The sequence below is a fragment of the Oceanicaulis sp. genome (genome assembly GCA_040112665.1).
Taxonomy (GTDB): domain Bacteria; phylum Pseudomonadota; class Alphaproteobacteria; order Caulobacterales; family Maricaulaceae; genus Oceanicaulis.
In genome coordinates, this window is sequence record CP157796.1 from 492,010 (window position 1) to 514,484 (window position 22,475).

At 68.7% G+C, this 22,475-nt stretch carries 25 protein-coding genes; 7 read left to right on the top strand and 18 right to left on the bottom strand.

Translation table 11 applies throughout. The features are described 5' to 3' along the window. Positions 1 to 214: 214 nt before the first annotated feature. Both ABL308_02385 and ABL308_02390 read right to left on the bottom strand, forming a co-directional pair. Positions 215 to 1,687 carry an ABC transporter permease gene (locus ABL308_02385; protein XBQ16731.1) on the bottom strand — a complete coding sequence of 491 codons (1,473 nt, stop codon included), beginning with the start codon at positions 1,685 to 1,687 and terminating at the stop codon, positions 215 to 217. 3 nt (positions 1,688 to 1,690) lie between these two features. Next, on the bottom strand, positions 1,691 to 2,656 hold the full coding sequence (locus ABL308_02390; GenBank protein ID XBQ16732.1) for an ATP-binding cassette domain-containing protein: 966 nt from the start codon (positions 2,654 to 2,656) through the stop codon (positions 1,691 to 1,693). A 108-nt stretch (positions 2,657 to 2,764) separates the two neighbouring features. Between ABL308_02390 and ABL308_02395 the strand changes: the two genes are divergently transcribed. Then, positions 2,765 to 3,187, top strand: a complete 423-nt coding sequence (locus tag ABL308_02395) for a DUF1499 domain-containing protein (protein XBQ16733.1) — start codon at positions 2,765 to 2,767, stop codon at positions 3,185 to 3,187. Here ABL308_02395 and ABL308_02400 read toward each other — a convergent pair. Next, positions 3,163 to 3,660 carry a DinB family protein gene (locus ABL308_02400; GenBank protein ID XBQ16734.1) on the bottom strand — a complete coding sequence of 166 codons (498 nt, stop codon included), beginning with the start codon at positions 3,658 to 3,660 and terminating at the stop codon, positions 3,163 to 3,165. The two genes, ABL308_02395 and ABL308_02400, sit on opposite strands and share 25 nt — an antisense overlap. A 47-nt stretch (positions 3,661 to 3,707) precedes the next feature. Here ABL308_02400 and ABL308_02405 point away from each other — a divergent pair, with 47 nt between their 5' ends. Further along, positions 3,708 to 4,040, top strand: coding sequence for a TraR/DksA C4-type zinc finger protein (locus ABL308_02405; protein XBQ16735.1), 333 nt, complete (start codon positions 3,708 to 3,710; stop codon positions 4,038 to 4,040). A 71-nt stretch (positions 4,041 to 4,111) separates the two neighbouring features. Here the strand turns inward: ABL308_02405 and rplT are convergent, their stop codons facing one another. The 8 genes from rplT to ABL308_02445 all read right to left on the bottom strand — a co-directional run bounded on the left by rplT (position 4,112) and on the right by ABL308_02445 (position 11,769). Further along, positions 4,112 to 4,471, bottom strand: a complete 360-nt coding sequence (gene rplT, locus ABL308_02410; protein ID XBQ16736.1) for a 50S ribosomal protein L20 — start codon at positions 4,469 to 4,471, stop codon at positions 4,112 to 4,114. 36 nt (positions 4,472 to 4,507) lie between these two features. Beyond that, positions 4,508 to 4,711 carry a 50S ribosomal protein L35 gene (gene rpmI, locus ABL308_02415; protein XBQ16737.1) on the bottom strand — a complete coding sequence of 68 codons (204 nt, stop codon included), beginning with the start codon at positions 4,709 to 4,711 and terminating at the stop codon, positions 4,508 to 4,510. A gap of 146 nt (positions 4,712 to 4,857) precedes the next feature. Continuing rightward, entirely contained in the window at positions 4,858 to 5,886 is a 1,029-nt protein-coding gene (locus tag ABL308_02420) for an alpha/beta fold hydrolase (protein ID XBQ16738.1), read from the bottom strand. Between the two features lie 133 nt (positions 5,887 to 6,019). Then, positions 6,020 to 7,756 (bottom strand): hypothetical protein, encoded by a 1,737-nt coding sequence (locus ABL308_02425; protein XBQ16739.1) that lies wholly within the window; start codon positions 7,754 to 7,756, stop codon positions 6,020 to 6,022. Between the two features lie 118 nt (positions 7,757 to 7,874). Beyond that, the gene (locus tag ABL308_02430) at positions 7,875 to 8,825 is read right to left on the bottom strand and encodes a hypothetical protein (protein ID XBQ16740.1); all 951 of its coding nucleotides are present in this window, start codon (positions 8,823 to 8,825) and stop codon (positions 7,875 to 7,877) included. A 165-nt stretch (positions 8,826 to 8,990) separates the two neighbouring features. After that, complete coding sequence (gene infC, locus ABL308_02435; GenBank protein ID XBQ17705.1) at positions 8,991 to 9,530, bottom strand: translation initiation factor IF-3; 540 nt, start codon at positions 9,528 to 9,530, stop codon at positions 8,991 to 8,993. Positions 9,531 to 9,659: 129 nt separating this feature from the next. Then, positions 9,660 to 10,646: a glycosyltransferase family 9 protein gene (locus tag ABL308_02440; GenBank protein XBQ16741.1), complete on the bottom strand. Its 987-nt coding sequence runs from the start codon at positions 10,644 to 10,646 to the stop codon at positions 9,660 to 9,662. A gap of 4 nt (positions 10,647 to 10,650) precedes the next feature. Continuing rightward, complete coding sequence (locus ABL308_02445) at positions 10,651 to 11,769, bottom strand: glycosyltransferase family 4 protein (protein ID XBQ16742.1); 1,119 nt, start codon at positions 11,767 to 11,769, stop codon at positions 10,651 to 10,653. Positions 11,770 to 11,850: 81 nt separating this feature from the next. On the opposite strand from ABL308_02445, the gene ABL308_02450 reads away from it, so the two are divergent. Further along, positions 11,851 to 12,588, top strand: coding sequence for an alpha/beta hydrolase (locus tag ABL308_02450; protein ID XBQ16743.1), 738 nt, complete (start codon positions 11,851 to 11,853; stop codon positions 12,586 to 12,588). On the opposite strand, the gene ABL308_02455 is transcribed toward ABL308_02450, so the two are convergent. Then, the gene (locus ABL308_02455) at positions 12,585 to 13,442 is read right to left on the bottom strand and encodes an SDR family NAD(P)-dependent oxidoreductase (protein ID XBQ16744.1); all 858 of its coding nucleotides are present in this window, start codon (positions 13,440 to 13,442) and stop codon (positions 12,585 to 12,587) included. The two genes, ABL308_02450 and ABL308_02455, sit on opposite strands and share 4 nt — an antisense overlap. A 62-nt stretch (positions 13,443 to 13,504) precedes the next feature. Here ABL308_02455 and ABL308_02460 point away from each other — a divergent pair, with 62 nt between their 5' ends. The 3 genes from ABL308_02460 to ABL308_02470 all read left to right on the top strand — a co-directional run bounded on the left by ABL308_02460 (position 13,505) and on the right by ABL308_02470 (position 15,198). After that, positions 13,505 to 14,170 (top strand): hypothetical protein, encoded by a 666-nt coding sequence (locus ABL308_02460; GenBank protein XBQ16745.1) that lies wholly within the window; start codon positions 13,505 to 13,507, stop codon positions 14,168 to 14,170. Between the two features lie 127 nt (positions 14,171 to 14,297). Further along, the gene (locus ABL308_02465) at positions 14,298 to 14,570 is read left to right on the top strand and encodes a hypothetical protein (protein XBQ16746.1); all 273 of its coding nucleotides are present in this window, start codon (positions 14,298 to 14,300) and stop codon (positions 14,568 to 14,570) included. 109 nt (positions 14,571 to 14,679) lie between these two features. Further along, complete coding sequence (locus tag ABL308_02470; GenBank protein XBQ16747.1) at positions 14,680 to 15,198, top strand: hypothetical protein; 519 nt, start codon at positions 14,680 to 14,682, stop codon at positions 15,196 to 15,198. 75 nt (positions 15,199 to 15,273) lie between these two features. Here the strand turns inward: ABL308_02470 and ABL308_02475 are convergent, their stop codons facing one another. The 3 genes from ABL308_02475 to ABL308_02485 all read right to left on the bottom strand — a co-directional run bounded on the left by ABL308_02475 (position 15,274) and on the right by ABL308_02485 (position 19,034). Further along, a complete protein-coding gene (locus tag ABL308_02475; GenBank protein ID XBQ16748.1) occupies positions 15,274 to 17,343 on the bottom strand; it encodes a TonB-dependent siderophore receptor in 2,070 nt (689 codons plus the stop codon). A gap of 172 nt (positions 17,344 to 17,515) precedes the next feature. Next, positions 17,516 to 18,157, bottom strand: coding sequence for a thymidine kinase (locus tag ABL308_02480; GenBank protein XBQ16749.1), 642 nt, complete (start codon positions 18,155 to 18,157; stop codon positions 17,516 to 17,518). 103 nt (positions 18,158 to 18,260) lie between these two features. Continuing rightward, complete coding sequence (locus tag ABL308_02485) at positions 18,261 to 19,034, bottom strand: SDR family NAD(P)-dependent oxidoreductase (protein XBQ16750.1); 774 nt, start codon at positions 19,032 to 19,034, stop codon at positions 18,261 to 18,263. A gap of 158 nt (positions 19,035 to 19,192) precedes the next feature. On the opposite strand from ABL308_02485, the gene ABL308_02490 reads away from it, so the two are divergent. After that, entirely contained in the window at positions 19,193 to 20,059 is an 867-nt protein-coding gene (locus ABL308_02490) for an isoaspartyl peptidase/L-asparaginase (protein ID XBQ16751.1), read from the top strand. A gap of 3 nt (positions 20,060 to 20,062) precedes the next feature. Here ABL308_02490 and ABL308_02495 read toward each other — a convergent pair whose 3' ends face one another. From ABL308_02495 to raiA, 3 genes are all read right to left on the bottom strand, one after another. Next, positions 20,063 to 21,070, bottom strand: coding sequence for an HWE histidine kinase domain-containing protein (locus tag ABL308_02495; GenBank protein ID XBQ16752.1), 1,008 nt, complete (start codon positions 21,068 to 21,070; stop codon positions 20,063 to 20,065). A 67-nt stretch (positions 21,071 to 21,137) separates the two neighbouring features. Next, complete coding sequence (ptsN, locus tag ABL308_02500) at positions 21,138 to 21,602, bottom strand: PTS IIA-like nitrogen regulatory protein PtsN (GenBank protein XBQ16753.1); 465 nt, start codon at positions 21,600 to 21,602, stop codon at positions 21,138 to 21,140. 84 nt (positions 21,603 to 21,686) lie between these two features. Next, complete coding sequence (raiA, locus tag ABL308_02505; GenBank protein ID XBQ16754.1) at positions 21,687 to 22,310, bottom strand: ribosome-associated translation inhibitor RaiA; 624 nt, start codon at positions 22,308 to 22,310, stop codon at positions 21,687 to 21,689. Positions 22,311 to 22,475 lie beyond the last annotated feature (165 nt).

The following is a 22,475-nucleotide window of genomic DNA, read 5'->3' on the forward strand; positions in this document are numbered from 1 at the left end:
GCGTTTCGCGTTGGCGGCCTGTTATCGCCTCGCTGAGCCTGCGGGATGCTAGGCCCGCCCCTTGGGGGGGGGCGCGCCAGCAGGCGTTCATCGCGTGAGCGGGTCATCTGCACCTCCCCCTGCGGCGGCCTGAGCCGTCCATGGCCTTGATGAAATGCGAAACGGGCGGCGCAGGGTCTGCGCCGCCCGTTTTTCTTCGTGCCGATGAACGCCGTCAGGCCGGCTTTTTCTTGCCGCCCAGCCTGAAGAACTTGCGCACGCTGTCCGCGTCGGCCTGCCTCAGCGCGCCCTGGCGGAACACCGCCGCGGCGCCCCAGAGCACCAGCAGAGTGGTCACGATCATGATCGCAGACGCTCCGGCCAGCTCCCAGAGCGGCGGCTCGGCGGGCAGGCGCGCCATCATGATGAAGGGCGTCCAGAGCGGGAACCAGCTGGCGAACCTGACGAACAGCGAATCGGACGCCTCGATCGAGAAGAACAAGAACAGGAGCGGCAGCATCAGCGCCCAGATCACCGGGCCCATCAGGGTCTGCGCGTCCTGCAGCGTGTCGCACAGCGAACCGATGGCCAGGAAGATCGCCCCGTACATCAGATAGCCCGCCGTGAAGAAGAACAGCGCGGCCAGCACCAGGCCCGGATCGAACACGGTGCGCAGAAGCTCCATGATCTGCGGGTCGATCTGCGCCAGCGCCGCGCCGCCGAACACGGTGAGCGCGCCGCCCACCCCGCCCCATATGGCGAACAGCGTGAGCGAGACCGCCGCCACGCCCGCGAGCTTGCCGATCAGGATTTCATGGAAGCGCGCGGTGGAGAGCAGGAGCTCGATGATCTTGCCGCCCTTTTCCTCGACCAGGCTCGTCAGCAGCATGTTCGCCACCGAGAACACCGCGAGCCAGAGCACGAAGGCGAACAGGACCGCGACCACGAACGGCGCGCGGTCGGCCGTCGTGACCTCCTCGCCGATCTCCGCGCCCGGCCGGGCGTCCAGCGTGGTGACGTCGGGTCTGAGCGCCATCACCTGATCGAGCTGCTCGGGCTGCAGCCCGCGTTCGATGAAGGCCTGCTCGCGGATATGGCTGGTCAGCGCGTCGGTCACGCGCTCGCGCACCGAGCGGCTGGTGAGGTTGGTGGAATAGTAGTCCACCGCGATCGGCGCGGCCCGGTCCTCGCGGATCACGAAGGCGGCGAACAGGGCGCGCTCACCGTCCGGGGTGTCGATCATGCGCTCGCCGGTCAGATACGGTCTGAGATCGTCGATGCTCGCGCCGGGGGCGTCGACCATGACCATGTCGCGGCGTTCGCCGCCGAGGACGGCCTCCGCGCCTTGCAGGCCGGCCGCCTCGATCGCCTCGTCCAGCATGGACAGGCCGTCAGGGTCGCGATCGAAGACCGCCAGCGCCTCTTCGGCGGCTGCCTCGCCGCCCATCATGCGCGCCGCGCCTTCCAGCAAGGCGCGGACCTCCTCGCGGCGCTCGGCGTCGAGCCGGGCGCGGACCACGTCCTCGAGCCCGCCGCCGGTCTCGTCGATCACGGCGAAATAGCGCACCGGCTGGGAGTTCTGGATCAGCGCGGGCAGCGTGCCCCCGATCACCGCGAAGATCGGCACCGCCAGCAAGGACAGCCAGAAGCCCCAGGTCGCCACGTAGGACAGGTATTCGCGACGGGCGATGAGATAGATCGCGCGCATGGCTCAGGCCTCGCTCGGTTGGGGTTCGGCGCGGTCGGTCACGTCGCCGGCGTTCTCCTCGCCGACGAGCGCCACGAAGGCGTCGTGCAGATGCGGACGGCGCGGCTCGAAGCGGGTGAGCCGGATCCCGGCGTCCACCAGCGCGCGCAGCACCGCCTGGGCGTCCGCGCCGGGCTTGAGCGCCAGCTTCCAGACGATCTCGGCCTCGCTGCGGCTGTCCTCGGTGAGCTCGCCGAACGGGGCGAGCGTCTCCTCCACAGGCTCGCCCGGCGGCGCGCCGAGCACGATCAGACGCTTGACCTGGGCCAGCGCCTCCTCGACCGAGCCGTCGAACACCTTGCGGCCGCGCGCCATCAGCACGATGCGGTCGCACAGGCGCTCGGCGTGCTCCATGACATGGGTCGAGAACAGCACGGTCCGGCCGGCCTCGGCCTGCTCGCGGATGATGTTTTCAAGGAGCTTCTGGTTGACCGGGTCGAGACCGGAGAAGGGTTCGTCGAGAATGATGAAATCGGGCTCGTGCACGATCGCAGCGATGATCTGGACTTTCTGAGCCATCCCCTTGGACAGCTCCTTGATCTTCTTGTTCGCCGCGTCAGCCAGCCCGAAACGCTCCAGCAGCGCCTTCGCGCGCTTGCGCGCCTCGCCGGCCGGAACGCCCTTCAGGCGTGCGAACAGCACGATCACCGCCTCGGCGGTCATCTTGCGGTACACCCCGCGCTCTTCAGGCAGGAAGCCGACCCGGTCCATGCCGGCCGCGTCCGGCTGCTGGCCGAACAGGCGCGCCTGGCCGGAATCAGGCTGGATCACGCCCAGCGACATCCTCAGGGTCGTGGTCTTGCCCGCCCCGTTCGGGCCGAGAAATCCTGTGATGTCGCCCTTGCGCGCCTTGAAGGAGACGTCGCTGACGGCGGGTTTGCCGCGAAAGCTCTTGGAGAGGTTTTCAACCTCGAGCGCGTATTCGGTCATGGTTCGCCCCGGACAGCCGTGATCCCCTGTTTAGGATGGCGCGGCCTATCGATAAAGTTATGTAATGGAAAGGTTCGCAGCTGGCAGGCGAACGACAGGGGAGCGATCATGGCGCGCACGGAATTTCCGATCGATTTCAGGACGCTCGTCCCCGATTCCCGGCCGCGCCGCTGGCTGGTCCTGCCTGAATCGTTCGAGGCGGCTGCGCCGCCTGATCAGACGAGCCCCGTCTTCGCTGCAGACCCCGCTGCACTTCTGGCCGCGTTCGAGGCCGTGGCGCTGGACGCCCCGCGCACCGAAGCGACCAACCGCAGCGGCGCCCAGCGCGAGTTCGTGCAGCGTTCGAAGGTCTTCCGCTTCCCCGACTACGTCACCGTCGAGGCGGTCGCGGTCGAGGGCGGCTCGGCGCTGTGCGCCTATTCCCGCGCCGTGGTCGGCCGGTACGACTTCAAGGTCAACGAAAAGCGGCTCACCGCCTGGATCGAGGCGACGGCCGCAAGGCTCGCTCAGGCCGAAGGCAGCGCAAAGTAGAGCAGGTCCAGCGAGGGCGGCTCGGCCACGCCGAGCTGGCGCAGCATGTGGGTCGCCTGGCCGCGGTGATGGGTCTGGTGATTGAACAGGTGCGCCAGGATCACCTTCAGCGCCAGGCTCTTGGGCTCGCCGCGCGTGTTGCGGTACTCGACCGTGCGCTCGTAATCCTCCGCGCTCAGGCTCGCGACATAGTCAGACAGCCGCCGGTCCTCGGCCTCGCGCGCATCGCGCAATTCGTTGAAGCCGGTGAACAGCGTCTCGTCGAGCCGGGCCGGCGCAGTCCCCTCCCCGGTCAGGCGGTGCAGCCAGATCCGGTCGGCGACCAGCAAATGGTTCAGCGTGCCGTGCAGGCTGCCGAAATAGCCCTTGATCTCGCGCTTGCGCTCGAAGTCGGTCAGCGCGGTCGCCGCGTCGTAGAGGCGGGCGTTGGCCCAGGCGTTATAGGCGGCGAAGCGTTTGAAGTGCTCTTGCACGTGATCGGCCTTCCTCGTCGAAGCGTCCTGATGATAGCTCTTAGCCCATGACCGTGTCCGAACAGAAGGCCCGCGCGCGATTGGTCGCGCTGAAAGAGGAATTGCTCGCGCTCTCCGGCGCGGCGTCGGAGGACCGCAAACCGGTCGCCCTCGACCAGCAATCGGTCGGCCGGCTCTCGCGCCAGGACAGCCTGCAGGTCCAGGCGATGGCGCGCGCCGCCGACGCGAGGCGGGCGGGCGAGCTCAGGCGGATCGAGGCGGCTTTGAAGCGTCTGGACGAGGGCGAGTACGGCTGGTGCGCGGAGTGTGGCGAGGCGATCGAGGCCAGACGCCTCGAGATCGACCCGGCCGCGCCGCTCTGCCGGTCCTGCGCCGCCTGACCGGCCGCGCAAAAGAAAACGCCCGCCTCTGCCGAGGCGGGCGCGTTCGGTCACCGGTCTGAAGCGCGAAACTACGCGTTCAGCGCCTTCTTCGCCTGGTCGGCGAGCGAGGCGAAGGCTTCGGGCTCGTGGATCGCGATGTCGCTGAGGACCTTGCGGTCGAGCTCGATGCCGGCCTTCTTCAGGCCGTTCATGAAGGTGGCGTAAGTCAGCTCGTTCAGGCGCGCAGCGGCGTTGATCCGCTGGATCCAGAGCGAGCGGAAGACGCGCTTCTTGGCGCGGCGGTCGCGATAGGCGTACTGGCCGGCCTTCTCGACCGCCTGATTGGCGACGCGGAAGGTGTTCTTGCGCCGGCCGTAATAGCCTTTGGCGGCCTTGATGATCTTGCGTTTGCGGGCGTGACGGGCCGGTCCGGAGGACACACGGGACATCGATCGCTCTCCTTATATTGTAGAGGCGACAACCGCTTAGCGGTTGTAGGGCAGGTAGTGTTGCTTGACGATCTTCGCGTCCGGCGCCGCAAGGGTGTCGGTGCCGCGCTTCTGGCGGATCTGCTTGGGCGTCCGCTTGATCATCCCGTGGCGCTTGCCGGACTGAGCGGCCAGCACCTTGCCCGTTCCCGTGACCTTGAAGCGCTTCTTGGCGCCCGACTTGGTCTTGAGTTTCGACATTTCGCTCTCCTTTCGGGAAGACCGCGAGGGTCTTCCGGCGTTCTCGGCCGCCCGGCATGTCGTGGGCCGGGTGGGCCGGTGAAGTGGAAGCGGGCGTTATACGCACGCGCGCCGAAAAGGCAAGCGCGCTCGCCCGTTCCGAGGTTCTAACGTCGCGTCTCCAGCCAGTCGAGGATCGCCGCCGGCAGCTCAGGCGCGAGCGCCATCTCGCCGAAGGCGTGCTCGCCGGGCGCGAGCCCTTCGCCGCGCAGGAAGAAATGATCCTGATCTTCAAGCACGACCAGCGTGGTCTGCCCTGGCGCAGACGCGTCCATCAGGAGCGGCGCGTTGAGATCCGGCGCGGTCTGGGTGTCCAGATCGCCGTAGACAGCGAGCCGCGGATCGGTGGAAGCGGCGTAGCCGGCCGCCGGGTCGAGACCGAGATAGACCTCCATTTCGGGGCTCGCCATGCGCTCGGCGAAGCCGGCCACCGTGCCGTCCTCCCATATGTCCTGAGGCGCGCCCCAGGCGCGAAACAGCGCGTCGGTGGCCTCTTCGACGCCCGCATCGTCGCCCTCGATCGAGGCGGCCACGAGTGCGGTGAGCGCGTCCTCGGCGGCCTGCAATTTCTCAGGCGTCGCCGCCTCGCCGAAATGGGCGCGGGTGTTGGCCATCTGCTGGTCGATCCAGACCTCAGAGCCCGGCGCGGCGGGAGCGCCCAGCAGGACCAGAAACTCGACCGCACGGCCGCGTTCGGCCTCGGCGAGCGGTGCGATCAGCGCGCCTTCGCTGTGGCCGAGCACGCCGACCGGGCCGAGCCCCTGGCTCGCGGCGAAGTCGATCGTGGCGACCACGTCCTGAACACGCGCCAGCGCGTGCGGCGTGATCTCTCCGGTCGATCCTTCGACGCCGCGTTCGTCCACCCGCAGGCTCGCCCAGCCGCCTTCGGCCAGGGCTTCGGCGAGTTCGGCGAACATCGGCGCGCCTGAAATCACCTGGTCGCGCGGGTGTGGCCCGGCGCCGGTGACGAAGACCAGGACGCCCTTCGGGTTGTCAGGGACGAGGAGCGTGCCGGCCAGCTCGGCGCCCGGCGCCGGTACGACGACCTCGTGAGCGACGGGCTCGGCGGCGGCGAGGCCGGACGTGGCGACAAACGCTGCGGCGGCGAGGCCGAGCGCGGCGGCGGATCTGATCATGGGGTGTCCTTGTGACAGCCGGCCCCGTTCGGGCCGTTCGGACATCTGATGCGCGATCAGCCCTGATCGGATGCGAAAACGGCGCGGCGCCCTGCAGCACCGCGCCGTTTTGCGATTTCAACGGGCCGAGCGTCTAGTTCTCAGCGACGTCCTCAGTAACGACGATCTCGCCCTCGGCCGTCCCGCCGAAGAAGGTGCCGGCGAAGACTGCGTAGACGCCTGCTTCGGCGCCGGGCAGGACGACGCGCGAGTTCAGATCGCCTGCGCCGTCGTCATCGCACGCCCAACCGCCGCCCGGCAGGGCGATGGCGAGCGTGGCGTCGCCTTCCGGCACGAGTACGGAGACGCTGAGATCGCCGCCCGCCCAGTCCAGCGCCAGGCTCGGCGCGGACGGGTAGACGCCCGGACAGTCATAGACAGACGGGTCGGTATACTGCACCTCGGCCACGCCGCCGGCCTCGACTGCGAAAACGCCGTCGGCGGGATCGAAGCCTGGCGCGAGGGCGGCCTCGAACGCAGCCGGTGCGGTCAGATCGATCTGGCGCGCTTCAGGTTCGGGTCCGGGGCCTTCGCCCGAGACGAAGACCTGCGCGGCGACAGGCTCCTCGCTGAACGCACCGGCGTAGAGGTCGTAAACGCCGGGCTGGGCGGCCTCGAACGTTACGAAGGCGTCGAGGGCGCCGAGCGAATCGTCGTCGCACATCCACGATCCGTCCGGCCCGTTCACGAGAAGGGTCACGTCCTCGTCGCCGGTCACCGAGAAGAACAGCGGCGCGCCTTCGCCGTCGTACTCAAACCTCAGGGTGGGCTCGCGCGTGACATTGCCCGGACACCAGGCGCCGCCGGTCATGTCCTCAGACAGCGCCATGTCGGCTTCGATCGGGCCGCCGGCCTGCACCTCGAAGGCGGCGGGGTCGGGCGAGAAGCCCGCAGAGAGGGCGTGCACGCCGAAGCGCGGCTCTCCGGCGACGTCGAGCCGCCGGTCGATCCCGCCATAACCGATCTCGGAGACCGAGATCGTCGCCGGCGCCTCGCCGCTGTCGTCATGCAGCAGGCCGGCGAACACCGCGTAGCGGCCGCGCTCGGGCGCCTCGATACGCACGCCGGCGTCCAGACCGATCATGTCGTCGTTGCAGAGCACGTCGCCGGACGGTGTGACGACCGCGATCGTGCTGTCCTCTTCGCTCTCCACGAGGAGATGCAGGGGCAGATCACCGCCGCGGTAGTCGATCGCGAGATCGGGCGCGGCGCCGGCATAGCCCGAACACCAGGCGCTATCGCCGCCCAGCGGTTCGAGCCGGGCCGGGCCGCCCGCCGTCGCCTCGAAACTGCGCGGGTCGTTCCCGAACCCGCCCGACAGCCGGACCGACTGATCGGCCGGCGCGTCGGGGTCGGCGCTGACGATGTAGGGGTTGTCGGTGACGAAGCCGCCCGGCGAGGCGTGCAGCACGCTCAGCGGATAGCCGACGCCGGCCTGGTAGGAGCCGACCCAGATCTCGTAGTCGCCCGGCTGGGCGTCGAGGACGACTCCCGGATTCATCCCGCCCGCGGAATCGTCGTCGCAGGTGACCGTTCCGTCAGGGGCGCGAACCGCCAGGGTCAGATCCTCGTCCGATCCTGCGGCGAGATAGACCTGGCCGGCCCGGCTGACCGAAAGCACCGCCGTGGGCTGGCCGGCGCCGTATCCGGCGCAGCCTGATGAAAGCCGGCTCAGCGGCAGCGCGCCGGCCGCGCGGATGTCGAGGCTGACCGCCTCGCCTGAATAGTCGAGCACGCCGTAGCTGGGCGCGCCTTCGAAATCCTGCGCCGATGCCGCGCCGGCGAAAGCGAGCACGGCGAGCGAGGCGCCGGCCTTGATGAGCGTTTTCATGGTTCTGTCCTGTCCCCTTGTCGCGCCGTGCCGCGCCGGACGATGTCCGGCGCGCTCGGCTTCTGACCGAGAAGGTCGCACGTTCAATAGGGCGAAAAAAGGCCGCCCGCGGGGCGATCTATCGATAGCCGATCTCGGAGACGTTCAGCGTGGTCGCCTCCGTTCCGCCGCCGAACACGCCGACATAGATATCGTATACACCGCTCGTCGAACCGGAGATGGAAACCCCGGCGTTCGTGCCCGAGGCGCCGTCGTCATTGCACCGCCATGTCCCGAACGAGTCGTTCACGGCGATCGTCGTGTCGGCGCTGCCTGACGTGTAGATGTAGAGGGTTCCGGACCCCTGGTATGTGAGCTGGACCGTCGGCGCGGCCGAGAAGTCGCCCCAGCAGTCAGAGTCGATGGAGTCCCCGTCGACCGGCCCGCCGGCGGTCACCTGCCGCGTCCAGGGATCGGGAAGGAACCCGCCGCTCAGCGTCACGTCGCCGAAGCGCGCCGGCAAGGAGATGTCCACGCCTTGCGATCCGCCGGTGTTGGCCGTGATCATGCCGTTCCCGCCGGTGTTCGCCGTTACGCGGCCGCCTGCCCCCGCGCTCGCCCGGGTATGCTCGCCGGTTTCGGAAATGAAGAGGGTGGCGGGTACGCCGCGCCTGTCGCCGAACGTGCCGACCCAGACGTCGTAGCGGCCCGAGGCCGGCTGATCGAAGCGGATCATCGGCTGCAGGAAGGCCTCCGCGCCGTCATCGTCGCACCACCAGCCGCCGTTGGGATCGTTGATCACCAGGGTGGTGTCATCATCGGAGTCGACCGAGAAGATCAACGGCCAGGATCCGGCCGAATAGCTGACCGAGTAGTCCGGCGCGTCGGCGATGTAGCCGGTGCAGTTGGTGAAGCGCGAGCTCGCTGCGATCGGCCCGCCTGCGGTCAGCTGTCTTACGTGCGGGTCCGGCGTAAACCCGGCCTGCAGGCTGGTTCCGCCGAACGAGGCCGGCCGGGTCCAGTCCTGGGCGTCCGCGGCGGCGCCCGCAGCCAGAGCCGCAAGGACGCCGAAAGAGACAAACTTCAACATAACAAATCCCCTGTCCCGAAGCGCGCCAAGTCACGCGCCCGGGCAGGGTCCGCCAATCGCACAGGCGAAGCAACGCGCGTAAGGTCGCGGCGCGAACGCGCGAAAAAAGAAAGCGCGGCCCAGCGGACCGCGCTTTCGTTTCGACGGGTCTCAACGCAGCGAGCCTTAGCGCGGCGCCATCACCATGATCATCTGACGGCCTTCGAGCTTGGGCTCCATCTCGACCTTGGCGACCTCGGAGAAGTCGGCCTTCACCCGGTTCATCACGTCCATGCCCCGGTCCTGGTGGGCCATCTCGCGGCCGCGGAAGCGCAGTGTGACCTTGACCTTGTCGCCGTCCTCGAAGAACCGGGTCATCGCCTTGGTTTTGACCTGGTAGTCGTGGACGTCGATATTCGGACGCATCTTGATCTCTTTGACGTCTTGGGTCTTCTGCTTCTTCTTCGCTTCGGCCTTTTTCTTCTGCTCTTGGTATTTGAGCTTGCCGTAGTCGACGATCTTGCAGACCGGCGGGTTCGCGTTCGGGCTCACCTCGACGAGATCGAGCCCGGCCTCCTCGGCGGCTTCCAGAGCGGCGTCGATGGGCATTTCGCCCTGTTTCTCGCCGTGTTCGTCGATGAGCAGGACCCGCGGAACGCGGATCTCCCGGTTGATGCGCGGGCCTTCCTTTTTCGGCGGCGGCGCGGCGTGCGGACGTCGTGCTATGCGTCTTCTCCCTGGCGACTGCAGCGTCTCAGCGTGCGGAAAATCTCGAACGCAAAGGATAACCGATCCGTTGCGGACGGCCTAGCGCATACCTTGAACAATGCTTGCAGATCAAGCCGGACGGGCGGCTCACGCCGCGCGCTGGTCGGTGTCGAACCCGCCCGCGCACCGCATCGCCTGCACCGCCTCGGGCGCGCTGATCTGCGCAAGCGTCGGCGCGTGCATCAGAATGGTGGCGCCGGGCCCGCGCGGCGCCCGGGTCACGGGCGCTTCCTCGCCGGGGTGGAAAAGCACAGCAGGCGAGCCCGCTGCGACGAGCAGGTGAAGGAGCGGCACGTCCTCGCCGAACGCGCATTGCGCCTGCCGGCCCAGCCCTGCGAGTTGGACGAGATTCGCGCGGCCCGTGAGATCACGCGCGCCGGGCGTGACATGGGCGACGTAACGGCCGAGCTCGCGAGTGGACGGCCCGCCCACCAGCACCGGCTCGACCCCCTTTTCGATGAGCTGATGAGCGAGCGAGGCCCAGCGCTCCTTCGGCCAGCGGGTCGGCGGCGGGCTGTCGTCACCGGCCGGCGCGAACAGGGCGTAGCGCCCCTGAAGACCGAAATAGGCCGGGTCGAGCGTGCGCGAGCGGCGTGCGACGAAATCCACCCAGTCGAGTTCGGGCGGCTCGGCCTCGCCCAGCCGGTAGACTTTCGGGCCGCCGAAACCGGCTTCCGCCATCCTCGCCGCGACCAGATCGAGCGGGTGGTCTTCCGACTTGGGATCGGCGGACAGGTCGACCCATTTCGCCTTGGAAAAGCGGGCCGCGCGCTTGATCTTACGGGTCGCGTCGGTGCCGGCGAGATCGTAGATCACGTCGACGCGCGAATTGCGCGCCGCCTTCATGCGCTCGAAAAACCCCTTGCCGGCGGTGTCGTGCAGCGACGGCTCGACCGCGGAGAAATACGGGCAGTGCTTGAGCAGGCTCTCGAATTCGTCGCTGGTGAGAAGCGTGATCCGCGCGCCCTTGTGGCGCTCGCGAATCCGCCGCGCCGGCGCGAGCATGCGCACCGTCGACGCGAGGTCGCCCTCGTGCAGGACCAGAACCTGTTCTTTCTCGTCGGAGCCGAACATCGCTTTACTCTATTAGCTCCCGATAGACCTGCAAGGTAGCCTGTTTCAAAGCCCGGTCCGAAAACAGCGTCACGACGCGCGCACGCGCCGCTTTCGACATCTCTTCGCGCGCCGCGGGCCCCGCGTCCAGCGCTGCGGCGATCGCCGCGCGCCAGGCCTGCGCATCGCTCGGCGCGGCGCGCCAGCCGGTGACTCCGTCCTCGACCACTTCGCGCATCCCGCCATGATCGGCGGCGATCACCGGCGCGCCCATGGCCTGGGCCTCGGCGACGGTGCGCCCGAACGTCTCGGGCTTCACCGACGGGCAGACGACCAGATCGGCTGCCTTGTACGCTGTCGGCATGTCCGTTTCATGGCCGGGCAGTGCAAGCTTCACGCCGGAGCGCTCGGCGGTCTCGGCGAGTTCGGTGCGGTAGCTCTCCCGCCCCTGCGCGTCTCCCGCGCAGACGAGCCGCACCGCATCGCGCCGGTCGAAGTCCGCGAGCGCGTCGATCAGGAAGGCCTGGCCCTTGATCTCGGTGAGCCGGCCGGGAAGCAGCACCGCGAGTTCACCGTCCGCAACGCCCCAGCGCGCCCGCATCGCGGCGACCGTCTCGGCCGGGACGCGTTCGGGATCGAAACGCTGAAGATCGACGCCGCGCGGTATCACCCTGAGACGGTCCTCGCCCACGCCGTGCTCGTCGCGGACATGGGCGGCGGTGAATTCGGAATTGGCGATCACCCGGTCGCCGCGCGCCATCACGGAGTTCACCCAGCGCTTGAGCCCCGAGCGGGCGCGGTAAATGCCGTGATAGGTCGTCACGAAAGGTCGTCCGGTCCGTTTCGCCGCCCAGTACGCGCTCCAGGCGGGCGCCCGCGAGCGGGCGTGGACGAGATCGACGCCGCGCGCCTCGATCAGATCGGCCAGCCGGGCCGCGTTGCGCCAGACCGCCAGCGGGTTCTTGGTCTTCATGTCGAGCCGGACGAGTTCGCCGCCGGCCGCCTCGAGTTCGGCTTCCAGCCGCCCCCCGCAGCTTGCGACGAGACAGGTTCCGCCCGCCTCGGCGACCGCCTGGGCGATCTCGATCGTCGTGCGCTCCGCGCCGCCGGCGTCCAGTTCGGGGATCACCTGAAGGATGTTCAAGGCCGGCCTCCTGGCGGCTTGCCCCGCCGCCCGCGCCCGTCACATAACCTCACGCCGAGCCCGCCGCAAACGGAGAGCGTCATGACAGAGCCCGCCTTCATCGACCGCGACGGCGAACGCCTCGCCTATGTCCGTCGCGAAGGCTCGGGTCCAGGCGTGGTGTTCATGGGCGGCTTCCGGTCGGACATGGACGGAACCAAAGCCATGGCGCTGGACGCCTGGGCGCAGCAGACAGGCCGGGCCTTCGTCAGGTTCGACTATTTCGCCCACGGCGCGTCGAGCGGAGACTGGGCCGAGGCGACCATCACCCGCTGGCGCGAGGACGCGCTCGCCGTGATCGACCAGCTCACCGAAGGCCCGCAGATCGTCGTGGGGTCGTCCATGGGCGGCTGGACGGCTCTGCTGGCCGCGATGGCGCGACCCGAACGGATCAAGGCGCTCGTGCTGATCGCGCCTGCGCCGGATTTCACCGAAAAGCTGATGTGGTCGGCCTTCCCCTTCCATGTCCGTGAAGCGATCGAGCGTGAAGGCCGCTGGATGCAGCCGTCAGACTACGGCGAGCCGTTTCTGATCACCCGAAAGCTCATCGAGGACGGCCGAAGCTGGTCGATCCTGGATGCGCCTGTTCCGATCACCGCGCCGGTGCGCATCCTTCAGGGCTGGCGGGACCAGGACGTGCCGTGGAGCCACGCCGTCCAGCTGGTCGAGGCGCTTCAGAGCACCGATGTCGAGCTGCACCTGAAGAAAGCCGGCGATCACCGCCTCAGCAGCCACGCCGATCTTCAGCTTCTGGCCGATACGATCGAGGCCCTGAGCTAGCCGCCCGCCCGCAGGATTGCGGCGAGCCCCTCGCGCCAGCCGGGATAGGCCGGCCGCCAGCCGAGCACGGCCTTGGCGCGCGCGTTCGAGACGCGGCGGCATTCGGCGTAGAAGCTCGCCAGCATCGGGCTCGCGCGTTCGGGATCGAAGGCGGTGACCTCGGGCTCCGGCGCTTCGAGCAGGCGCGCCGCGCCGATCAGCACTTCGGCCTGGCTGGAGGGATGGTCGTCGACAATGTTGAACGCACCCGAAGCGCCCGGCGTCTCGAGCATGCGTTCGATCGCAGAGGCGATGTCGGCGACGTGAATGCGCGAGAAGACCTGGCCGGGCTTGTCGGAAACCGATGTCTCGCCGCCCCTGATCCGGTCGAGCGCGCTGCGTCCCGGCCCGTAAATGCCGCCCAGACGCAGCAGTACGGCGCCCAGCGCCTCCCAGCCGGATTCCGCCTCGGCCCGGCGCACCGAGCGCGCCTGGCCCGGCGTCGGCGCGTCGCGCTCGAACGCCCAGCCGCCCTGCCGGTCGCCATAGACCCCGGTCGTGGACAGATAGACGGGACGCGTCGCGCCGAGTTTCGCGCCGGAAAGCGCGCCGAGCACCGGGTCGCCGCCCTCGCCGGGCGGAACCGAGCTGACGAGCGCCGACGCCCGGCCGACCGCGGCGCGCAGGGCTTTCGCGCCCGCCTCGCTGGCGGGATCGGCGAGAACCGGCGCATAGCCCATGTCCGCGATGCGCTCGGCGGTCCCGGCGCTGCGGGTGCTCGCCGCGACGGTCCAGCCGGCCGCGGCGAGCCTTGCAGCTGTGACTTCGGCGACATAGCCGAAGCCGGCGAAGAGCACGTGTCGGGTTTCGGTCATGGATAAGCCCCGTTTCCTCGCTTAGGCTTACCTGCAAACGCCGTTATGAGGGAACAGCGCTGATGATCGCTCTCGCCGCCGCCGTGTCCGGCGCGCTCGCCCTGTCCGCCGCTTCGGACATGGACGAGTTCAAACCCGCCGACGAACGCCACGCCGCCTGCCTGGCCGGGATCTCCGAGAACGCCGAGACCGGCTATGAAGATGCGCTGGCCTGGCGGCACATGGGCGGCGGCTGGCCCGCCGAGCACTGCGTGTCGCTGGCGCTGATGGCGCTGGGCGAGAACGAGGCGGGCGCGGCGCGCCTGCGCGCGGCCGCCGAGGGCGCGATCACCGCGACACCGGAAAGCCGGGCGCTGATGTTCGGCCAGGCTGGGGACGGCTACATGGCCGCGGGCCTGTTCGAAGAGGCCGCCTCCGCCTTCGAACGCGCCGCCGACTTCGCGCCGGAAGACTCCGGCATGGCGCTGGGACGGGCGAAAGCCGCGCTCGCGCTCGAGGACCACGCACAGGCCGAGGAGTGGGGCGTTCGTGCGGCGTCGCTGAATCCTGAGCGGGCCGAAGCCTATGTCGTGGTCGGCAACGCGCGTCTAGCGCAGCGCGATCTCGACGGCGCAGAGTCCGCGATGCGGGCCGGCCGGGAGGTGGCGCCGGAGAATATCGATCTGCTGCTTCTGCGCGGCGCGATCAACGAGGCGCGGCGCACCGGCCAGGTCGTCACGCTCGACTGATCTGGCAGCAGCCGAGTCTGCAGGCTGCTAACATACAGAATTCAATAAGGAATTAGCGCGCAGCCTCTTGCCGCATACGGAGCGCCGGGTCAAGCTCGGCGTATCGTCGAAGGCAAGGAGCAGGAGAATGCGCGCCGATCCCGATTTCGTCACCGCCCTTAGGGGCGCCCGTCTGACCACGGCGGAGGTCTGCTATCACATGCCCGACTTTCCGGGCCTTCTGCAGACCTTTCTCTGGCAGACCTACGACCAGGCGCCCGACTACCCCAGGCTCATGAAGTTTCTCGACTTCTGGCGGCGCGAGATCGACGCGGTCATTCACTCGGTCACTGTCGCGCATGCGGGCCTGGTCAAGCCGACCCAGTGGCGCGCGGCGGACGTGCAGTACCGGCTGCACTAACGTCTGAGATCCGCCTCGGCCGGTCCGCCCCGCTGCACGCGGCCTTTAAATCTTTCCGCGCATTAACCATAATGAAAACAACGGGGGCTCGTCACACCGGAGACGGATCATGATCCGACTTGCATTAACGCTCGGCGCTGCGGCCACGCTGGCCGCTTGCGCCGCACCCACGCCCTATCAGAGCGCCGAGACCGGCGCTTACGGCTTCAACGAAACGGCGATCGAGAACGATCGCTTCCTCGTCAGCTTCAATGGCAATTCCCTGACCGACCGCGAAACGGTCGAGACCTTCCTGCTCTACCGCGCCGCCGAGCTGACGCTCGAGCGTGGATACGACCACTTCTTCGTCGTCCGCCGCGACACCGAGACCGATCGCCGGCTGGTCGGCGATCGATTCGGCCACTCGCCCTACGGCGTGCGCTACCGGTACTTCCACCCGGCCTATGGCTGGTACGGATGGCGCGACCCGTTCTGGGACGACGTGAATGTCCGCGAGATCACGCGCTACGAAGCGCAGGCGGAGATCGTTCTCGGCCGCGGTCCGGCGCCGAACGATCCGGCCGCTTTCGACGCGCGCGAAGTCGTCGCCAATCTCGGCCCCCGCGTCGTGCGGCCCGAAATCGGCTGAACAGCCGCTTCGCTGAAAAAAGAAACCCGCCGGGCGCGCGCCCGGCGGGTTTTTTCATGCGCGCCAACGAACGCTCTAGAAACGCGCGCTCAGCGTCAGCCGCGCGTTCGCCGGGGCGCCGGGGCTGATATTGTTGTCGTTGTGCGCGCTGAACCAGTAGGTCTCGCCCGCCAGGTTCTCGACATTGAGCTGCAGATCGATCCGGTCGGTCAGCGCATAGAACGCCGCCGCATCGATCCGGGTGTAGGCCGGAAGCTCGACCGCGTTCGTGATCGAGGCGTACTGCTCGCTCTGATGAACCAGGCCCAGCGCGACGTCGAAGCGGTCGGTGAGCGCGACCCGGTTCCACAGCGAGGCGGAGAAGTCCGGCACCAGCGGCGCGGACCGGCCGGCCGGCGCAGCGTCTGTGGTGGAGGTGATCTCGCTGTCCTGCACGGCCAGGGCGCCGATCACGTTCCAGCCCTCGCGCACTTCGCCTTGCACTGAAAGCTCGAGCCCTTCGGAACGCTGCGAGCCGGTCAGCACGACCGTGCCGGGCGTCGCGCCGGGCGCGGTGGTGTTGGTGCGGTCGAGCCGATAGAGGGCGGCGCTGACCAGAAGCTCCGGCGCGGGCTGCCAGCGCAGACCGATCTCGGTGTTCTCGAATTCTTCGGGATCGAGCGCGGCGGTGGTCACGCTGAGCGAGCTGAACTGATCGCCGGACTGGGGCAGGTAGGATTGCGACCAGCCCGCATAGAGCGAAAGACCGTCAGACGGCTCCCACACCAGGCCCAGCTTGGGCGAGACGAATTCGTCGGTGCGCGAGAAGTTCTGCGCGCCCGGACGGCGGTCGATGAAGTCGAGATCGAACCGGTCCCAGCGCAGGCCGAGCACGGCCTTGAGATCGTCGGTGAGATCGACCTGATCCTGCACCAGCACCGCGAACAGGCCGAGTTCGTTGACGTTGTCGCGGGCGGCCGGAACGGTGAAGTCGGGCGTGAAATTGCGGCCGCGATCGGTGATGTCGAACAGGGCCGATTGCGCGTTCACGCGCACGTTCTCGCTCTCCTGACGGCCGGCCTCGACGCCGACGAGCAGGGTGTGGTCGAACCCGCCGAACGCGCCTTCCCAGATCAGATCCGCCTGGGCGAGCAGGTTCTCGCGATCGGTCGCGGAGTCGTAGGAAGAGATGCGCACCTGACCGGCGCTCACCGGGCCGCCCGGATAGACGTTCCGGTAGAATTTCGAGTAGTCGCCGTAGCTCAGCGCGCCCCGGACATTGAAGCCGTTTCCGAGATCATGGCTCAGCACGGCGCGCAGCGTGCCGACTTCGATCTCGCTGTAGGAGAGGTCGGGATTGCCGAAATAGACGTCTTCGGGACCGGACCAGGGCCGGCCGTTCTCCGACGGCACGCCGCGATCCACGGTGCGTTGGTCCTCGAACCATTCGCCGAACACATCAAGGCGGGTGTCCGGTCCGAGATCGAAGGCGGCGGCGGGCGCGAGGCCCCGGCGCTCGATCTCCACCAAATTGCGGAAGCTTTCGCTGTCCTCGATCACCGCGTTCACGCGCGCGGCCATCGCGGGCGTGATCTCCGCGCCGAGATCGAGCGCGGCGCGGGCCTGGCCGAACGTGCCGAGCGACAGATCGATCGCGCGCACGTCCGCGCCGGCGGCCTTGCTGACCCGGTTGATCGCGCCGCCGCCCGTGCCGCGGCCGAAGACCAGCGCGGACGGGCCCTTAATCACGTCCACGCGCTCCACGTTGTAGAGATCGCGCAGGTACTGCAGGTCGTCGCGCAGACCGTCGACGAAGAAGTCCGAGGTGGTGATGTTGCCGCGGAAGATCGGCGCGTCGCGATGGCCTTCGCCCTGCCCCATGGTCACGCCGGGCACGTAGCGGACGAGTTCGCCCAGGCCGGTCATGGCCTGATCGTCGATGACGTCGCGAGTGATCACGAACAGCGATTGCGGCAGATCTTCCAGCGGCGTCGGCGTGCGCGTGGCAGAACTCGACTCGTCCTCGGCGTAGGAGCTGCGCGTGCCGTAGACGTAGATCACGTCCTCGGGCGCGGCCTCCGCGCCGTCGGCGGCGTCGGAGGCGAAAACGGCCGGAGACAGCGCGGCGGCGGAGACGGCCGCGCAAAGAAGCGTGCGGAAACCCATGGGTGAACCCCTTGATCGAACGAAAGCGCCGCCGCATCCCCTCGGCGCGGCGGCGCTGTAAATGAGAATGCGTTGCAGCTATCGGAGGCTGGCGGGATGCGCAAGGCCGAATGCGAGCAATTCGCAGAAACGCGGGTGTGGCGCAGCGTCGCGCCTCGCTCTGGCCGCAGCGTCAGGAAGCGGCGGCGTGCCCGTCCGCGTCGTCTTCGAGCGCCAGCCGGCCGCTTTCGCCGGATGTTTCCAGCGCCTCGCGGAAATGCTTGCGGCAGAGCGGGGCGTAGCGGGCCTTGTCCACACCGACCTGCTCGCCCTCGGTGATCGCCTTGCCCGAGGCGTCCACGCGCAAATTCATCGTCGCCTTGCGGCCGCACCAGCAGATCGTGCGCGCCTCGCGCAGCGCGTCGGCGATGGCCAGCAATTCGGCCGCGCCCTCGAACAGCCGACCCTGGAAGTCGGTCCTGAGGCCGTAGCACAGCACCGGAATGTCGAGATCGTCGCAGACCCGGGCGAGCGCCCAGACCTGGTCGCGGGTGAGAAACTGCGCCTCGTCGAAGAACACCACGTCGAGCCCGTTCGCCGCTTCGGCAGCGATCGCAGCGTGAAGGTCGGTCCCGGGCCGGAAGACCCGCGCCGGCGCCCTCAGCCCGATGCGAGACTCGATCTCGCCGGTCGAAGCCCGCGCGTCGGGCGCATGATGGCTCGAGGTCCACAGCATCACGGCCATGCCCTGCTCGCGATAATTATGCGCCGCCTGCAGCAGCATCGCGGACTTGCCCGCGTTCATCGCGGAATAGGTGAAGTAGAGCTTGGCCATGAGGGAGAGTTAGCGCGATTCCTGAGCGAGAGACGGCGCGGGCGCACGAAAAACCCCGGAGCCGCCGGCTCCGGGGTCCTCGCAGGTGAAAGCGGCCGCCGCCCTATTTCGGGGGCATGCGCGCGCCGGCGTCCAGGCGCACGCATTCGGCGTTGATGTAGTCGTTGCTGACCATGAAGTTCACGAGATCGGCGTACTCGGCCGGCGTGCCGAAGCGCTGCGGGAATTGCAGATGGCTGGCGAGGTTGGTTTTCACTTCCGGCGGCATCTGCTCGTAAATCGGGGTTTCGAAAAAGCCCGGCAGGATGGTGTTCACGCGGACGCCCTCACGCGCCAGGTCGCGCGCCATCGGCAGGGTCATGCCGTAAATCCCGCCCTTGGAGGCGGAATAGGCGACCTGGCCGATCTGGCCGTCCTGGGCGGCGACCGAAGCGGTGTTGATGATTACGCCGCGCCCGCTTTCATCGGGATCGAGCGTCAGCATGCCCGCCGCCGCGATCGCGGCGCAGTTGAAGCTGCCGATCAGGTTGACGTTCACGACCAGGGTGAACTTGTCGAGCTGGTGCATGACGATGTCGCCGGAGGAGGACCGCCGCGCGGTCTTCTCCGCCCAGCCGATGCCGGCGCAATTGACGAGCACGCGCTCCTGGCCGTGCGCGCCGCGGGCGGTCTCGAAACCGGCCTTCACGCTCTCGGGATCGGCGACGTTGACCTTGGCAAAGGCGCCGCCGATTTCGGAGGCGACTTTCTGGCCGCGCTCTTCGTTGAGGTCGAAGATCGTGACCTTCGCGCCTTCTTCGGCGAGGCGGCGAGCCGTGCCCTCGCCCAGCCCTGACGCGCCGCCGGTGACGACCGCTGCGATGCCCTTGAGATTCATATGCGTCTCCTCCGATGTGCAGGTTCGGCGCGTCCCGCGCGCCGTTCGCCGCTCTGATTAGCGCCCTCTCGCGGCGGTGAAAACCCGCGCCGCGCCCCATGGCGTCGCGGCGCGCGATGAGGCACAAGGCGGCCGAACCGGTCTGAAGGAGATCCGCCATGCCCGACATCCGCCCCGTCTTCGTCCTCCACGGCGGCGCCGGCATGCTCGCCGCACGCTCCTACGACCGCGAGGAGGCGCATATGGCCGAGCTCGCGGAAATCGCCCGCGACGCGCTTCTGGCCGGCGAAGCCGCCCTCGACGTCGTCACCGATGCGGTGAAGGACATGGAGGCGAGCGGGCTTTATGTCGCGGGCAAGGGCGCCTCGCCCAACCGGGCGGGCCGCTACGAACTCGATGCGGCGATCATGGACGGGCCGACCCGCAACGCAGGCGCGGTCAGCGCGCTGGAAGGCTTCACCAGCCCCGTCCTCGCCGCACGCCGGGTGATGGAAGAAACCCCGCACGTGCTGCTCGCGGGCGCCGGCGCGGCCCATTTCGCCCATGAGCAGGGCCTTGAGAAGGTGCTGGACGCGCCGAGCTATTACGTCCCGGCCGCCGCACCGGACAATCGCGCCATTCCCACCGGCACGGTCGGCGCGGTGGCGCTGGACGCGGCGGGCCGGCTGGCCGCGGCGACTTCGACCGGCGGCACGCTGAACAAGGTCTGGGGCCGGGTCGGCGATACGCCGATCATCGGCTCGGGCACCTGGGCGGACGGCCGCGCGGCGGTCAGCTGCACCGGACAGGGCGAGTATTTCATGCGCGCCAACGCCGCCGCCGACGTGTCCGCGCGCATGCGCTACGCCGATCAGACGCTGGACGCCGCGGTCGAAGGCGCGCTGGACGATGTCGCAGCGCTGGGCGGGGAAGGCGGGATCATCGCCGTGGACGCGTCCGGCGCGGTGAGCGCGCGGTTCAACTCCCCCGGCATGAAGCGCGCCCTGGTCCACGCCGACGGCCGGATCGAAGTGGCGGTGCGCTGAGGCTCAGCGCGCAGCGATCACGTCGCCCAGCCGGGCCGTCATCCGCCAGACCAACCCCTCGGGCCTGAAGTCGGAGACGGCGTACGCATCGAGCGCCTGCTTGAGAAGCGGGCCGAGCACCAGCGTTCCGAAACCGCGCCGGGCGGGCGGGCGGCAGTCCGGCCCGCCGCGCTCGCACCATGTCAGCTCGAGCCGGTCCGACGGTGCATCCGCCGACCAGCTCAGCCGGACTTCGCCGGACCCGCTCGACAGCGCGCCATGCTTGACCGCGTTGGTGCCGAGTTCATGGACCGCCATGGCCAGATGCTGCGCCGCCTCCGCAGAAATCGCCAGCTGCGGGCCTGCGAGCGTGAGCCGGCTGTCGAGGGCCTCGCCGAGATGGGCGAGCTGGCTGCGCGCGAGCCGCTCGAAGTCCACGGAAGTCCAGCGATCCTCCATCAGGACGTCCTGCGCGCCTGCGAGCGCTTCCAGGCGCGCCTCGAAGCGCGGCAGGAAATCCTCCGCTCCGCCGGCATGGGTCTGCCGGGCGATGGACTGCACGAGGCTCAAAAGGTTCTTGATGCGATGATCGATCTCCCGGACCAGGACCTCGCTGCGCTGTTCGGCCTGTTTGCGGGCGGTGACTTCGCGCACCGTTCCCAGAAAGCGGTCGACCTGACCTTCGGGATTTCTTAGCGGCGTATAGGAAATCACCCACCAGCGCGGCTCGCCCGTGACCGGATCGGGAGTGTCGAACTCCACCTCCTCGACCGACCGGCCAGCCATCAGCGTGGGACGCATCGTCCGCAGCACGCCTGCCGTGTTGCCCGGCAGCACGTCCTCGATCCGGCGGCCGAGATGATCGGCCACGGGGGCGCCGTTGATTTCGGCCAGCCGGCGATTGATGCGCAGGAAGCAGAACTCGGTGTCGAACAGCACCAGCCCGATCGGCGCCGTCTCGAAGACGGTGTCGAGCAGCTCGGCGGCTTCCCCGGGACGTCCGGAGGCGGCGATGTCAGCTTCCGGTCGCATGGGAAAAGCCTAACAGGAGACGATTGCTCCTGCAGAACTTTCTCGTTCGGGCAAGGATGCCGGAGGCTTAGGCCGCGTCGCTGCGCACGCCGCTGGCCAGGATCGCCCAGATCGCGTCCGCGTCCGGCGCGGCGCGCAGCGCGCGGCGCACGTCGTCGCGGCGGAACAGGCGGGAGACCTGGGCCAGCGCCTTCAGGTGCTCGGCGCCCGCTTCTTCCGGAGCCAGCAGGAGGAAGACGAGATCGGCCGGGCGGCCGTCCACGGCGTCGAAATCGACCGGCTGCTTGAGACGGGCGAACACCCCGCACACCCGGTCGACATGTTCTGTGCGCGCATGCGGAATCGCCACGCCGTCGCCGACGCCGGTGGAGCCCAGCCGCTCGCGCTCGGTCACCGCGTCCAGAACCGGGCGGCACGGCACGGCGAGCGTACGCTGGGCGAGCTCGGTCAGGCCGTGCAGCGCCTGCTTGCGGCTGGTCGCAGCAAGGTCGGCGACCACGCCGCCGGCGGGAAGAAGATCGGTCAGAGCCATGAGGTCTCGGCTAACTCTATGTTCCAGGACGCATAACGCGCCGTCGCGCCGGTCGTGGCGCCAATCATAGGGCCGGAAGCAGGCTCACTCCGCCGCCGCGCCGGCGCTCCCTTTAGCGCCTCGGGCCGGATCGATCCAGCCCACATGACCATCCGGCCTGCGATAGACCACGTTCAGCTGACCCGATCCGGCGTTCCTGAAGATCATGAAGGGCGCGTCGGCGAGGTCCATTTCAAGCACGGCCATCGAGACCGTGAGGGTGCGCAGCTCGGCGACCTGCTCGGCGATGATCACCGGCTCCTCGCCGCCTTCCGCGCCGCCGTCGTCCTCGAGCTCGTCCAGATCGTCGCGGCGGTCTGACCGCAGCACCATGATCGAGCCGGTCTCGGCGGGCAGCGGGGCCTTGTTGTCCGCGTGGTGATCCTTCAGCCGGCGCTTGTAGCGGCGCAGGCGCTTTTCCATGTGCGTGGCGGCGTCCTCGGCCGCGCCGTAGGCTTCCCCGCCCTGCCCGGAGGCCTGAAGAAAGGCGCCGGACGGCAGGTGCACGGAGATGTCGACCTTGAAGCCGTGGCCTTCCTTGCTGGCGGTGACGAAAGCCTCGGCCGGGCGATTGAAATACTTCGCCGCGGCGTCGGAAATGCGCTGCTCCATGCGCTCGCGCAAAGCTTCCGAGACGTCGATGCCCTTGGAAACGAACTGGATCTGCATGGGGACTCCCTGTGCTGGGCGGCGCTCTGCCGGCGCCTGGCTAGTCCCGGACGGCTCCCCGCTCCCGCCGCGCATGGCGCGGCCCCATCCGTCCGGACGATCACGCTAAGCCGTGCATGGAAGCAGCGTCAATCTTGACAGGGTGTCGCAGCGGTGCGGAGCGGC